This window comes from Streptomyces sp. NPDC002057, assembly GCF_040296665.1.
Lineage (GTDB): Bacteria > Actinomycetota > Actinomycetes > Streptomycetales > Streptomycetaceae > Streptomyces.
In genome coordinates this window covers 1-14,354 of the sequence record NZ_JBEOXR010000095.1, presented here as the reverse complement: position 1 = coordinate 14,354, position 14,354 = coordinate 1, and the positions used below count along the sequence as shown (strand labels likewise).

The following is a 14,354-nucleotide window of genomic DNA, read 5'->3' as shown; positions in this document are numbered from 1 at the left end:
GTCCTCAGCCGATGCCAGGCGGCGACGAGCAGGAGATCGACGGAGATCGGGTAGGCGGGCGCGGGCCGGCGGGGCGGCCTCGGGGGCCTCCTCCACGACGGCCTCGGCGACCGGCTCCGCGGCGGGCGCGGTCTCGGCGGGCTCCTCGGCGACGACCGGGGAGGTCACCGGCGAGGTGGCCTTGCGGGTGGCGCGGCGGCGCGGGCGGGCGGGGGCGGCCTCGGGGGCCTCCTCGACGGCCTCGGCCGCGACGGTCTCCACGACCGGCTCCGGGCTCTCCGCCACGGGGGCGGTCTCCGGCGCGGGCGCGGTGGCCTTGCGGGTGGCCCGGCGGCGGGTGCGCGGCGCGGGGGCTGCCTCGGTCTCGGCCGGGGCGGCCTCCACGGCCGGCGTGTCGACGGCCGGGACCTCCGCGGTCGCGGTGGCCTCGGCGGCCGTGCCCGTCACCGGCGGACCGGCGGGGCGGGAAGCGGCGCGGCGCCTGCGGCGCGGCGGCAGCTTGTCACCGGGGGCGTTGGTGTCTTCGTTGGACTCGAGCATGCGGGGTTCTCCCGTCACGCTCCCGGGCGCCGCGTCTGGTTCCGGTCCGGCGGCACGGTCGCGCCTGGGGCGCGGTGCCGCCGTCCGGGGCGCGGGCGCCGCACGGGAGCTCTATGTCTGGCTCGCCGGTTCCGTACGCCCTTGTGCGGACGGCCTGGCGAAAGTCTCCTGGTCAGTGCGCTGCCCGACCCAGGTGGCTCCCGAGTACGAGGGCTGCGCTACAACGACCGCTCCCTACGCGGTGCCGTCACCCGGCGCCGTCGCTGAGGCGGTCGCGGCGGCCGTGGTAGATGCGGCCGTGACTGCCTCGCGGTCGGGCGCGAGCGGGTCGGTCACCGTGCCGGACTCCTCGTCGAAGAGCCCCTGCGCCAGCCTGGTCACCGCTGCGGGGACCGGCGGCGCCAGGTCGGCCACAGCTCGGAGACCGGACAGGACGTCGTCGGGTCGCACGGCAGGTGTCACGTGCCGAACAACCAGCCGCAGTATCGCACAGGCGCTGTCCAGCGGCCTATCACCCTGGGGATCACCCTGGGGAGGGGTCGCCGTCAGCTCGGTGACCGCGGAGCGCGCGTCGAAGGTGCGGACGCCGTTCTTGGTCTTGCGCTGTACTTCCACGGTCTCGGCCGCGAGAAACGTCTCGGCGGCCTTCGCGGCCTCCTCGACGGTGACGCCTTCGAGGCGCAGCTCCCACACGGAGGCGGTGAGCCGGTCGGCGAGGCCCGAGGTGCGGGCCTCGACGGCGTCGGTGATGTCGAGGCCGGCCGGGAGGGACTCGTCGAGCAGGGCCCGGAGGGTCTCCGGGTCGCGCGTCGCGGTGAGGGCGATCTCCAGGTACTCGGCCTCGGAGCCCGTACCCGTCGGGGCGGCGTTGGCGTACGACACCTTGGGGTGCGGGGTGAAGCCGGCCGAGTACGCCATGGGCACCTCGGCACGGCGCAGGGCACGCTCGAACGCGCGCTGGAAGTCACGGTGGCTGGTGAACCGGAGGCGGCCGCGCTTGGTGTAGCGCAGTCGGATGCGCTGCACCGCCGGTGCGGGCGGCGGGCCTTCGGGCTGTCGCTTGCCCAGTGGTTCTTCTCCTCGGTGCGGGGCGGCGCGGGTGGCGCCGTCCACGAGATGTACGGGTCGCCCTGGGGGTCCCGCCCGGTTCACCCCCGCTTTCGCAGGGAGATCTCGGGTGCGGGCGCCGCGCCGGGGACGTTCGTTGTACTACCCAGAGTACGCGCCCGGGCCACGTCCGGTTCCCCGGGCCGGTCCGTCCGGGCTCCGCCGACCAGGGCACGCCAGGTGTCCCGGCGGGCCTGCCGCACGGCGGCGCGGGCCGAGGCGAGCGCCTCGCGGGCCGCCCGGCCCGCTCCGGCGAGCGTCTCCCGCGCCACACGGCCCGCCGTGACGGCGGCGCGGCGGGCCGGGACCCAGACGGCGTCGCGGATCCAGTGCCCGACGGGTGCGCAGACGCTCCGCCAGAACCAGGACAGGGGCCGCCCCACCAGGGTCCACGCCACCCACTTCACCGCGCGTCCGACGGCCCGCGACACGAATCCGGCGACGCGCCAGCAGACGGCGAGCGCGTCCCGGATCTCGCGCGCGACCGGCACGAGGACCCGGTTCCAGAGCCATCCGAGGGGGACCACGATCCCGTACCGGACGAGCGGGACGAGCACATACCTCCAGAGGCCCACCCACGGCCACACGAACACGGCCCCGGCCAGCCATCCCGCGCCGACGGCAAGACCCCGTCCCAGCCGGGGCAGGAGCCACCCGAGGCCCTGCCCGACCGGGTTCAGCACGTACCGGTCGAACCAGAGGACCGGGACGACGACGCCGTACCGCAGCAGTGGCACCAGGACGTACCGGAAGAGCGCGGCGACCGGTACGAACACGCCCTTCTCCAGGAGGAAGAGGAGCCCGGTGCCGAGCGGGGAGAGGACCCGGCGGTACAGCCAGACGGCGGGTGCGGCGACGCCGTACCGGCAGATCGGCACGACCGCGTACCGCCAGAGGCCCACCCACGGCCACACGAACACGGCCCTGGCCAGCCATCCGGTCCCGGTCGCCAGGCCCCGTCCCAGCCGGGGCAGAAGCCACCCGAGCCCCGCCCCCACCGCGGTGAGGGCCCGGGCCAGGCCTCGGCCGGTCGGGCGCAGCACCGTGCGGTGGAGCCAACCGGCCGGCACGGCGATCCCGTACCGGGCGACGGGCACGACCACGTACCACCAGAGCCCCACCCACGGCCACACGAAGAGGGCGTTCCCGAGGAAGCGGCCGAGGACCGCGAGCCCGCGGCCGGCCGGGGCGAGCACGGACCGGTACAGCCATCGCGCGGGACGGGCCACCAGGTGGTGGAAGAGCAGCCCGAGACCCCTCCCCACCCTGACGAGCACCCAGGTGAGGCCCTGGTTCAGCCCGTTGAGCACCAGGGCGAGGCCGCGGCCCGTCGGGCGGAGGACCGCGCGGTCGAGGAGGTGGGCCGTGGCCGTGAGGACGTCCCAGACCATGCGGATCGGGAGGACGACGACCAGCACGACGATCCGGATCGGGACGCGGATCAGCGCGGGCGGCGGCGGATTCTCCATGCTCATGCCGGAAATGACGCGACGGCCCGGCGGAGGGTTTCCCCTCGCGCCGGGCCGTCGCCGGAGTGTTACCCGATCGGACCTACTTCACGACCGACAGCGGCAGCAGCTTCTTGCCGGTGGGGCCGATCTGGATCTGGGTGTCCATCTGCGGGCAGACGCCGCAGTCGAAGCACGGGGTCCAGCGGCAGTCCTCGACCTCGGTCTCGTCGAGGGAGTCCTGCCAGTCCTCCCAGAGCCAGTCCTTGTCGAGACCGGAGTCCAGGTGGTCCCAGGGCAGGACCTCCTCGTAGGTGCGCTCGCGGGTCGTGTACCAGGCGACGTCCACGCCGAACTCGGGGAGCGTCTTCTCCGCGCACGCCATCCAGCGGTCGTACGAGAAGTGCTCGCGCCAGCCGTCGAAGCGGCCGCCGTCCTCGTACACCGCGCGGATGACCGCGCCGATGCGGCGGTCGCCGCGCGAGAGGAGGCCCTCGACGATGCCGGGCTTGCCGTCGTGGTAGCGGAAGCCGATCGAGCGGCCGTACTTCTTGTCGCCGCGGATCTTGTCGCGGAGCTTGCGCAGCCGCTCGTCCGTCTCCTCGGCCGACAGCTGCGGGGCCCACTGGAAGGGGGTGTGCGGCTTGGGGACGAAGCCGCCGATGGAGACGGTGCAGCGGATGTCGTTCTGGCCGGAGACCTTGCGGCCCTCGGCGATCACGTTCATCGCCATGTCGGCGATCTGGAGGACGTCCTCGTCGGTCTCCGTCGGCAGGCCGCACATGAAGTACAGCTTCACCTGGCGCCAGCCGTTGCCGTACGCGGTGGAGACGGTCCGGATGAGGTCCTCCTCCGAGACCATCTTGTTGATGACCTTGCGCATGCGCTCGGAGCCGCCCTCGGGGGCGAAGGTGAGGCCGGAGCGACGACCGTTCCTGGTCAGCTCGTTGGCCAGGTCCACGTTGAACGCGTCGACCCGGGTGGACGGCAGCGACAGGCCGACCTTGTCCTCCGTGTACCGGTCGGCGAGGCCCTTGGCGATGTCACCGATCTCGGTGTGGTCCGCCGAGGAGAGGGAGAGGAGGCCGACCTCCTCGAAGCCCGTCGCCTTGAGACCCTTCTCGACCATCTCGCCGATGCCGGTGATGCTTCGCTCCCGCACGGGGCGCGTGATCATGCCGGCCTGGCAGAAACGGCAGCCGCGGGTGCAGCCGCGGAAGATCTCGACGGACATGCGCTCGTGGACGGTCTCCGCGAGCGGCACGAGGGGCTGCTTCGGGTACGGCCACTCGTCGAGGTCCATGACGGTGTGCTTGGAGACGCGCCACGGCACACCGGACCTGTTGGGCACGACACGGCCGATGCGGCCGTCCGGCAGGTACTCGACGTCGTAGAAGCGCGGGATGTACACCGAGCCCGTCCTCGCGAGGCGGAAGAGGACCTCCTCGCGGCCGCCCGGCCGGCCCTCGGCCTTCCAGGCGCGGATGATCTCGGTCATGTCGAGGACGGCCTGCTCGCCGTCGCCGATGACGGCCGCGTCGATGAACTCCGCGATCGGCTCGGGGTTGAAGGCCGCGTGGCCGCCCGCGAGGACGATCGGGTGGTCGACGGTCCGGTCCTTCGCCTCCAGCGGGATGCCGGCCAGGTCGAGGGCGGTGAGCATGTTCGTGTAGCCGAGCTCCGTGGAGAAGCTCAGGCCGAAGACGTCGAAGGCGCCGACGGGCCGGTGGCTGTCGACGGTGAACTGCGGGACCTTGTGCTCCCGCATCAGCTCTTCGAGGTCCGGCCAGACGCTGTAGGTGCGCTCGGCGAGGACGCCCTCCCGCTCGTTCAGCACCTCGTAGAGGATCATGACGCCCTGGTTGGGCAGACCGACCTCGTAGGCGTCCGGGTACATCAGCGCCCAGCGGACATCGGCGGACTCCCACGGCTTCACCGTGGAGTTCAGCTCTCCACCGACGTACTGAATCGGCTTCTGCACGTGCGGGAGCAGAGCTTCGAGCTGCGGGAAGACAGACTCGGCAGCAGACATCTCGAACCTTCGTGAGCTGGCAGGGGGGCGACTCTCAAGCGTACCCCGGTGCTCAGCGCGTCAGAGCCGCCCTGAGTTCCGGGGCCGAGGCCCTGGCCCAGACCCCGGGCAGCGCGCGTTCGGCGGCCTGGGCCGCGGCCTCCTCGTGTCCGTAGAGAAGTCCCCAGGTGAAGGCGGATTCGCCGACCCCGTGGGCCTGGATCCCCAGTTCGCGCAGGGCCTCGCGGGCGACGACGGCGTCCTGGTGCTCACCGAGCAGGGACTGGACGGCCTTCACCCGTTTCGCCAGCTTCTTGGCGGGTCCGCCGAGGGTGGGGCGGGCGGCCTCGGCCGCGTAGCGGGCACGCTTGGCGGCCTTGCGGGCCTCGTGGAGGGCGAGGTCGCGCTCGTGGCCGGGGTCGAGCGAGTGGGCGTGCTCGATGCGGGCGGCGAGCCGGTCGAGGTCCTTGCGGACGGCGTGGGCGAGGACCTCGGGGGCCTCGCGGCCGGCGTCCTCGCGGAAGGGCGGGTCCGTGAGGAGCGCGTCGAGGGCGCCGAGGAGGGCGAGGTGGCGGTCGGAGTCGAGGGCGGCGAGGGCCTGGCGGCGGGCGCGCCGGCCGAGGGCGGCGTCCCGGCGGCGCAGCCGGGCCTTGACCGGGCCGAGGACGAGGGCGGCGGGCAGGTCCCTGACGCGGGCGCGCAGCCGTTCGTCGAGGACTTCCTCGTCGCGGGCGACGCCGAGCTCCCCGGCGAGCCACTTCAGCTCCTCGCCCAGGGGGTCGGTGACCTTCCGGTCGAGGACGCGCCGGTGGGTCTTGAAGGCGCTGCGCAGACGGCGGCAGGCGACCCGCAGCTGGTGCACGGAGTCGGGCAGGTCGCGCCGGACGGCGGGGTCGTACGCGACGATCGCCTCGACCTGCTCGCGTACGTAGGCGAGGACGGCGGCTCCGGCGGTGCCGGGCTTCCCCGGGGCGGGCGGGGCCGCGGGGCCGCTGCCCGTCTCGGCGAGGGCCCTGGCCAGTTTGGAGGCGGAAGCGGAGGGCCGGATCCCGGCCTTCCTGAGCCGCTTCTCGACGGCGTCGAGGATCGCCGGGTCGGCGTCGTCGGCGAGCTCGACCTCGATCTCGGTCCAGCCGGCGGAGCCCTCGTCCGTCAGGCGTTCGGCGTGGACGGTGTCCACGGAGAGTTCGGCCAGGAGGGTGCCCGCGTCGTCGCGGAGGTGGCGGACGTCCCGCTCCGAGCGGAGGCGGACGACGGGGACGACCTCGCCGTCCCGGACGCGGGAACGCAGGAGCCCCGCCAGGGAACGCGGGAGCGTGTCCGAGAGCGGGGCCCTGATCTCGTCGCGGATGCCGGAGGCGACGGGGAACTTCAGGTGCCAGCCGGCGTCCTGGCCGCCGGTGCGGCGCCGCAGGGTGAGCGCGTCCGCGGCAAGCCGCAGGTCGGGGGTGTCGTAGTAGACGGCGTCGAGTTCGGTGACGCCCTCGTCGGTGACCGAGGCCACCCCGGCCGCCCGGGTCAGATCCGGGAGGCCGGTGTCGGTGCCGGCCTCGTACTTCCGCTCGATCTCGCGCTTCGTGTCCGCCATGAATCGAATCTAGACGGGAAGTGAACGCGGCGGGAGTGGGCCTAGGGGGTGTCTCGTCGGTCAGGCTGGGCTCCGGCCTGACCGACAAGACACCCTCTCAGGCCGTCATCGGCCGTTGGGCCTTGATCGACTGGAGCAGTCCGATCGCCACCCACACCGCGAACATCGACGATCCGCCGTACGAGACGAACGGCAGCGGCAGACCGGCCACCGGCATGATGCCGAGCGTCATGCCGATGTTCTCGAAGGCCTGGAAGGCGAACCAGGCGATGATCCCGGCCGCGACGACCGTGCCGTAGAGCTCGGTGGTCTCGCGGGCGATCCGGCAGGCCCGCCAGAGGACGACGCCGAGGAGGACGAGGATCAGGCCGGCGCCGACGAAGCCCAGCTCCTCCCCCGCGACGGTGAAGATGAAGTCGGTCTGCTGCTCCGGCACGAACTGGCCGCTGGTCTGGTGCCCCTGGAACAGGCCCGCGCCGTACAGGCCGCCGGAGCCGATCGCGATGCGGGCCTGGTTGGTGTTGTAGCCGACGCCGGCCGGGTCGAGCTCGGGGTTGGCGAAGGCCGCGAAGCGGTTGATCTGGTACTCGTCGAGCATGCCGAGCGTGGTGACCAGGACCGCGCCGAGGACGCCCGCGCCGATGAGGCCGAGGACCCAGCGGTTGGAGGCGCCGGAGGCGAGCAGCACACCGAGCACGATGACCGCCATGACCATGACCGAGCCGAGGTCGGGCATCAGCATGACGATGCCCATGGGGAGGGCCGCCAGGGTGAGGGCCTTGGCCACGGTGCGGTGGTCGGGGTGGAGCTGGTCGCCGGCGTCGACCTTCGCGGCGAGCAGCATCGCCATGACCAGGATGATCGTGATCTTCACGAACTCGCTGGGCTGGAGGGAGAAGCCGCCGCCGACGACGATCCACGCGTGGGCGCCGTTGATGGTGGCGCCGAGCGGGGTGAGGACGGCGAGGATCAGCACGATCGAGAGGCCGTAGAGGACCGGGACCGCGCCGCGCAGGGTGCGGTGGCCGAGCCAGATCGTGCCGATCATCAGCGCGACGCCGATGCCGGTGTTGAGCACGTGCCGGAAGAGGAAGTAGTACGGGTCGCCCTGGTTGAGCTCGGTCCGGCCGCGGGTGGCGGACCAGACGAGCAGCGCCCCGATGAAGGAGAGCGCGAGCGCCGCAAGCAGGATCGGCCAGTCGAGCCGGCGCAGCACGGAGTCACGGGCGGTGAGCCGTGCGACCGGCCCGCGGTCGGGTGCGTAGCGGGATACGGAGAAGCTCGTGCGGGTCGTCATCGTGTCAGTCCCTCAGGTGGGGAGGCGGGCCCGCGAGCGGCGGTGCTCCGCCGTCCTTCTCGGCGGGGTCGACCAACTGCGACGCGGGGTCGTACGGCTTGATCGCGGGGGCGTCGATGGTGCCGTCGGCGTTGACCTTCGGCAGGGCCTTCTGCGGCTTCGGCAGCAGGGCCCGCTTGAGGTCCTGGTTGCCCGCGTCGTCGAGGCCGTAGAGGGCGTCGTAGATGTTGCGCACGGCGGGGCCGGAGGCTCCGGAGCCGGTGCCGCCCTGGGAGATCGTCATGACGATCGTGAAGTCGTCGCTGTAGGTCGCCAGCCACGAGGTGGTCTGCTTGCCGTAGACCTGGGCGGTTCCGGTCTTGGCCCGCAGCGGGATCTTGTCCTGGGGCCAGCCGCCGAACCGCCAGGCGGCGGTGCCGCCGGGCTCGACGACGGAGCGCAGGCCCTTGTCGAGGTCGCGGATCGTCTGGGCGCCGACCGGCAGCCTGCCGTGGGGCTTGGGCTTGATCTCCCGGATCGTCTTGCCGTCCGGGCTGATCACGGCCTTGCCGACGGTGGGGTCGTAGAGGGTGCCGCCGTTGCTGATGGCGGAGTAGGCGGTGGCCATCTGGATGGGGGTGACGAGGACGTCGCCCTGGCCGATGGCGAAGTTGATGCTGTCGTAGGCCTTCAGCTGGTTGCCTTCGAGGCAGCTCTCGTAGGCGATCTGCTCGACGTAGGTGCCGCCCTTCTTGCCCTGCTTGCACCAGGAGTCCTTGTTCGCCTCCCAGAAGTTCTGCTTCCACTTGCGGTCGGGGATCCGGCCGGTGACCTCGTTCGGCAGGTCGATGCCGGTCTCGGAGCCGAGTCCGAAGTCGCGGGCGGTCGTGTAGAACCAGTCGTGGGCGTCCTTCTTCGCCTTGACCCCGCCGTCGCGCTGCCACTCCTTGTGGCCCAGCGCGTAGAAGACGGTGTTGCAGGAGAACTTGAGGGCGTCCCCGAGGGTGATGGGGCCGTGGCCCTGGGACTCGAAGTTGGCGAAGCTGCGGCTGCCGAGACTGTAGGAGCTGCTGCAGTTGTACTTGTCGTCGAAGGCGTAGCCGGCGCGCACGGCGGCGCTGGCCGACACCACCTTGAAGATGGAGCCCGCGGGGGCCTGGCCCTGGATGGCCCGGTTGAGCAGCGGGTAGTTGGAGCTCTTGCTGGTCAGTGCCGAGTAGTCCTTGCCGGAGATGCCGCCGACCCAGGCGTTGGGGTCGTAGTCGGGCTGGGAGGCCATCGCGACGACGCGGCCGGTCTTGGTCTCCATGACGACGACGGCGCCCGAGTCGGCCTCGTACTTGCGGCCGGTGATCTTGTCGGTCTCGCCGCGGACGGCCTTCATCGCCGCGTTGAGCTCGTACTCGGCGACGGCCTGGACCCGGGCGTCGATGCTGGTGATGAGGGTGGAGCCGGCCACGCCCGGGTCGGACTTCGTCTGCCCCATGACGCGACCGAGGTTGTCCACCTCGTAGCGGGTGACGCCTGCCTTGCCGCGCAGCTCCTTGTCGTAGGTGCGCTCGATGCCGGAGCGGCCGACCTGGTCGGAGCGGAGGAACGGCGAGTCGGTGTCCTTGGCCTTCTCGATCTCCCCGTCGGTGACGGGCGAGAGGTAGCCGAGCACCTGCGCGGTGCGGGCCTTGCCGGGCGCGGCATAGCGGCGGACGGCGGTGGGTTCGGCGGTGATGCCGGGGAAGTCCTCGGAGCTCTCACGGATCGTCAGCGCCTGCTGGGTGGTCGCCTCGTCGGTGACCGGGATCGGCTGGTAGGGCGAACCGTTCCAGCAGGGCTTCGGGGTCTTGGAGTCGCAGAGCCGGATCTTGTTGATGACCTCGTCGGGCTTCATGTCGAGGACGCCGGCGAGCCGGGTCAGGACGGTCTTGCCCCGGTCCTTCATCTTCATCAGCTCGGTGCGGGACGCGGAGACCACGAGCCGGGTCTCGTTGTCGGCGAGCGGGACGCCGCGGGCGTCGAGGACGGAGCCGCGCACGGCGGGCTGCACGACCTGCTGGACGTGGTTGTTCTTCGCCTCGTCCGTGTACTCCTTGCCGTTGCGGATCTGGAGGTACCAGAGCCGGCCCCCCAGGGTCAGCAGCAGGGAGAAGACGAGGATCTGGATGACGACGAGCCGGATCTGGACCCGTGGGGTCCGCCCTGTCTCGGGGATGTTGCTCATACCGCCGGTGCCCCCTCGGTCACAGTCGCTTGACTCCCTTGATGCGTCCGGCCCGTGAGGCGCGGCTCCGGGCTGCCTTCACCCGCAGGCCGCCGCGCTGGGTCCCGATCCTCAGGCCGGTGCCGGAGGAGAGCCAGCCGGAGGCGACGTCGGCGCCGTTGCCCCCGCCGGCGTCGGCGAGCGGATCGTTCTCCGCGCGTCTGGCCAGGGCCATGATGAGCGGCACCGTGAACGGGGCGAGGAGCAGGTCGTACACGGCCGCCGTGAAGAGCAGGAATCCCAGGCCGACATGGCGGGCCGCGGTGTCGCCGACGAGGGCGCCCACGCCCGCGTACAGCAGGGTGGAGCCGACCGCGGCCGCGACGACGACGGCCATGGGGCCGGTCGCGGAGGTGAGCCGGCCGTTCTCCGGGCGGGCCAGGCCGACGAGGTAGCCGATGACGCAGAGCACGAGGGCGTAGCGGCCGGCGGCGTGGTCGGCGGGCGGCGCCAGGTCGGCGAGGAGCCCGGCGCTGAAGCCGATGAGGGAACCGCTGACGGGTCCGTGGACGAGGGCGAGGCCGACGACGGTGAGGAGGACCAGGTCGGGGACGGCGCCGGGGAGCTGGAGGCGCGCGAGCACGGAGACCTGGACGACCAGGGCCACCACGATCAGGGTGGCGGAGAGGAGGATGCGGTTGAACTTCACGGTGTCGCGTCCCCCTGGTCCTGGTTCTGGCCTTGGTTCTGGTTCTGGCCCTGCCGGTCGGTGGCGTTGCCGTTCTGCCGCTGTCCGTCCGGTGGCGGCGGCGTGGCCGTGACCGTCACGGTCGGCGCGGGCTTGGGCTTCTGCGGAAGCACCATGTCGCGCGGGTCGGAGCCGGGGGCCTGGACGACGACGCCCACGATGTCGAGCTTGGTGAAGCCGACGTACGGGCGGACGTAGATGTTGCGGGTCAGTCCGCCGCCCGCGGGGTCGACGCGGACGACCTCGCCGACCGGGACGCCGGGCACGAAGGGCTTGTCGGCGCGCGAGCCGAAGGTGACGAGCCGGTCGCCGGGCTTCACCTTGGCCTTGCCGTTGAGGAGCTGCACGAGCAGCGGCCCGTCGCCCTGGCCGGTGGCGAAGCCGAGCTCGTCGGACTTCTCCATGCGCGTACCGACGGTGAAGTCGGGGTCGTTGGCGAGGAGCACCGTCGAGGTGGACGGGCCGACGGTGGTGACGCGGCCGACGAGTCCGGAGCCGTTGAGGACGGTCATGTCCCGCTTGATGCCGTCGCGGGCGCCCACGTCGACCGTGACGGTCCAGGAGAAGCCCTGGGCCGCTCCTATGGCGATGACCTGCGCGCCCTTGATGCCGTACTGGCCGGCACCGGCGGTCTTCAGCATGGCGTCGAGTTCGCGCACCCGGTTGCGGTTGCGGTCGTCGCTGCCGAGCTCGGCCTTGAGCTCGGCGTTCTCCTTCTCCAGGGCGGCGATCCGGGTGTGCCTCTCGCCGGAGTCCCGGACCGCGCCTATGGCGTTGCCGATGGGATCGACGGCGGCCGCCACACCGTTCTCGACGGGTCCGAAGACCGCTGCTGCGGCCTGTCGGGCACCGTCGACGGGTGACTCCTGACCGCCGCGGATGTCCACCGTGATCAGTGCGAACGCGATGGCGATCAGCAGCACCAGGAGCAGCCGGCTCTCTCGTGTGTCCCTCACGTGCGGCGGCCGTGCCTTTCCTCGTGGTTCGGTTCTTCGGCTGTGCGGTTGTGCTCTCGTGGGGCCGTACGGGTGGTACCGGCGGCCGTGGGGCCGTACGGGTGATGCCCTAGCGGCGCGGCTGGGCGTCGAGGACCTGCTGGAGGGCCTCGAACTCCTCCACGCACTTGCCCGATCCGAGCGCCACCGAGTCCAGCGGGTCCTCGGCGATGTGGATCGGCATGCCGGTCTCGCGGCGGAGGCGCTCGTCCAGGCCGCGGAGCAGGGCGCCGCCACCCGTGAGAACGATGCCACGGTCCATGACGTCACCGGAGAGCTCCGGCGGGCACTTGTCGAGGGTGGTCTTCACGGCGTCGACGATCGCGTTGACCGGTTCCTCGATGGCCTTGCGGACCTCGGCCGCGGAGATGACCACGGTCTTGGGGAGACCGGAGACGAGGTCACGGCCGCGGATCTCGGTGTGCTCGTCCTTGTCGAGGTCGTACGCCGAGCCGATGGTGATCTTGATCTGTTCGGCGGTGCGCTCACCGAGGAGGAGCGAGTACTCCTTCTTGATGTGCTGGATGATCGCGTTGTCCAGCTCGTCGCCGGCGACCCGGATCGACTGTGCCGTGACGATTCCGCCGAGGGAGATGACGGCGACCTCGGTGGTGCCGCCGCCGATGTCCACGACCATGTTGCCGGTGGCCTCGTGGACGGGGAGGCCCGAGCCGATGGCCGCCGCCATGGGCTCCTCGATGATGTGCACCTGGCGGGCGCCGGCCTGCGTCGAGGCCTCGATGACGGCGCGGCGCTCCACACCGGTGATGCCGGAGGGCACGCAGACGACGACCCGGGGGCGGGCCAGGTAGCGGCGCTTGTGGATCTTGAGGATGAAGTAGCGGAGCATCCGCTCCGTGATCTCGAAGTCGGCGATCACGCCGTCCTTCAGGGGCCGGACGGCGACGATGTTGCCGGGGGTCCGGCCGATCATCTTCTTCGCCTCGGCGCCGACCGCGAGGATGCCGCCGGTGTTGGTGTTGATGGCGACGACCGACGGCTCGTTGAGGACGATGCCACGCCCCCTGACGTACACCAGCGTGTTGGCAGTCCCGAGGTCGATAGCCATGTCACGGCCGATGAACGACATTGAGTTCCCCTTGTTTCCCATGAGGATGCTTCGGGCCTTCCCCAGCGAGCGTTGACGGCTTCTCAGGCAGGCGAAACGGTGGCTGAAATGGGTGGCTGAAGGTGGTGCGGCGTGGAGTTTTCCATCGTAGTGCCGCCCGCCCGGATACCGCGCGGTGGTCCACCTCTGTACAGGTGACGGTAGGACGCCGCGATCCGTTCCCGGGATCGGCGTTCATATGCCTGGGGGCGACCGAATTCCTTCGGTCGCCCCACAGGGTGCTGCTTTCGGCTGACGCGAGGTCAGTGCGGATCAGACCAGACCCGGGAAGAAGATCTTCAGCTCGCGGAGGGCCGACTCCTCCGAGTCGGAGGCGTGGATCAGGTTCTCCCGGACGATGGTGCCGAAGTCACCGCGGATCGAACCCGGGGCGGCGGCGATCGGGTCGGTCGGACCGGCCAGCTGGCGGACGCCCTCGATGACCCGCTCGCCCTCGACGACGAGCGCGACGACGGGACCGGAGGCCATGAAGCCCATCAGCGGCTCGTAGAAGGGCTTGCCCTTGTGCTCGCCGTAGTGCTGCTCCAGGGTCTCCTGGTCCAGCTCGCGCAGTTCCAGGGCCGCCAGGGTCCAGCCGGCCTTGCGCTCGATACGGCCGATGATCTCGCCGACCAGGCCACGGCGGACGGCGTCGGGCTTGAGCAGGACGAGCGTGCGCTGGCTCACGGGGTGACTCCTTCGGAAAAGCGGTGTGCGGGACCTCCGAGGCTACAGGTCCCGCACGTGCCTCGATTACGCAGCGTCAGGCCCTGCCGAAGCCCCTGCGGGGTGCTCCTCGGCCCAGCGCGCCTTGATGTCGTCGATCCGTCGCCCGTAGTGCACGGAGGCCCACCACAGGCCGGCGAAGACCGCGCCGAGGAAGAACATCGTCGGCACGACGAAGCCGCTCAGGACGAGGCCGATCTGGAGGGCCCAGCCGAGCTGCACCCCGCCGGGACGGGTGACCATCCCGCAGAGCAGCACCGAGAGGACCATGGCGACGCCGCAGACCCACCACACGGTGGACATGGCGAGGCTGTCGTCCTTCATGGCGACGAGCCCGGCGAAGCCGATCACGAAGAACTCGCCGATCAGCGTCGAGGAACAGAGGGTACGCATCGGGTTCAGCCCCTTCGCAGCAGCAGCCGGGCGTCGCCGACCGTGAAGATCGAACCGGTCACCAGGACACCCGCGCCGCCGTACTCGGCCTCTTCCTCCGCGAGGGTGATGGCCGCCTCGATGGCGTCGTCGAGCCGCGGCTCGACCGCCCCCCCCGCCACGCCGCAAACCACCCCCCCGACGGCGGCGCGCGGGTGGACCGCGGGGGGCCCGGGGGGTG

11 protein-coding genes and 2 pseudogenes are annotated in these 14,354 nt (G+C 71.6%); all 13 read right to left on the bottom strand.

The features are described 5' to 3' along the window. Positions 1-540, bottom strand: a pseudogene (locus tag ABT129_RS37275) (ribonuclease E/G); the annotation flags it as partial. A gap of 234 nt (positions 541-774) precedes the next feature. Further along, entirely contained in the window at positions 775-1,566 is a 792-nt protein-coding gene (locus ABT129_RS37270; RefSeq protein ID WP_351910576.1) for a TIGR03936 family radical SAM-associated protein, read from the bottom strand. 122 nt (positions 1,567-1,688) lie between these two features. Continuing rightward, positions 1,689-3,122 carry a hypothetical protein gene (locus ABT129_RS37265; RefSeq protein WP_351910574.1) on the bottom strand — a complete coding sequence of 478 codons (1,434 nt, stop codon included), beginning with the start codon at positions 3,120-3,122 and terminating at the stop codon, positions 1,689-1,691. Between the two features lie 76 nt (positions 3,123-3,198). Next, the gene (locus tag ABT129_RS37260; protein WP_351910572.1) at positions 3,199-5,127 is read right to left on the bottom strand and encodes a TIGR03960 family B12-binding radical SAM protein; all 1,929 of its coding nucleotides are present in this window, start codon (positions 5,125-5,127) and stop codon (positions 3,199-3,201) included. Between the two features lie 52 nt (positions 5,128-5,179). Next, the gene (locus tag ABT129_RS37255) at positions 5,180-6,694 is read right to left on the bottom strand and encodes a CYTH and CHAD domain-containing protein (RefSeq protein ID WP_351910570.1); all 1,515 of its coding nucleotides are present in this window, start codon (positions 6,692-6,694) and stop codon (positions 5,180-5,182) included. Positions 6,695-6,791: 97 nt separating this feature from the next. Next, the gene (gene rodA, locus ABT129_RS37250) at positions 6,792-7,991 is read right to left on the bottom strand and encodes a rod shape-determining protein RodA (RefSeq protein WP_351910568.1); all 1,200 of its coding nucleotides are present in this window, start codon (positions 7,989-7,991) and stop codon (positions 6,792-6,794) included. 4 nt (positions 7,992-7,995) lie between these two features. After that, entirely contained in the window at positions 7,996-10,185 is a 2,190-nt protein-coding gene (gene mrdA / locus ABT129_RS37245; protein WP_351910566.1) for a penicillin-binding protein 2, read from the bottom strand. A 19-nt stretch (positions 10,186-10,204) separates the two neighbouring features. Beyond that, a complete protein-coding gene (gene mreD, locus ABT129_RS37240; protein ID WP_351910564.1) occupies positions 10,205-10,873 on the bottom strand; it encodes a rod shape-determining protein MreD in 669 nt (222 codons plus the stop codon). Continuing rightward, positions 10,870-11,868 (bottom strand): rod shape-determining protein MreC, encoded by a 999-nt coding sequence (mreC, locus tag ABT129_RS37235; RefSeq protein ID WP_351910562.1) that lies wholly within the window; start codon positions 11,866-11,868, stop codon positions 10,870-10,872. The genes mreD and mreC overlap by 4 nt, the downstream gene beginning before the upstream one ends. 109 nt (positions 11,869-11,977) lie before the next feature. Next, entirely contained in the window at positions 11,978-12,997 is a 1,020-nt protein-coding gene (locus tag ABT129_RS37230) for a rod shape-determining protein (RefSeq protein ID WP_030317599.1), read from the bottom strand. A 291-nt stretch (positions 12,998-13,288) separates the two neighbouring features. Beyond that, positions 13,289-13,702 carry a nucleoside-diphosphate kinase gene (gene ndk / locus ABT129_RS37225; RefSeq protein ID WP_329278755.1) on the bottom strand — a complete coding sequence of 138 codons (414 nt, stop codon included), beginning with the start codon at positions 13,700-13,702 and terminating at the stop codon, positions 13,289-13,291. 66 nt (positions 13,703-13,768) lie between these two features. Continuing rightward, entirely contained in the window at positions 13,769-14,134 is a 366-nt protein-coding gene (locus ABT129_RS37220) for a DUF4233 domain-containing protein (RefSeq protein ID WP_351910559.1), read from the bottom strand. Between the two features lie 5 nt (positions 14,135-14,139). Beyond that, positions 14,140-14,354: pseudogene (locus ABT129_RS37215) on the bottom strand (dihydrofolate synthase); the annotation flags it as partial.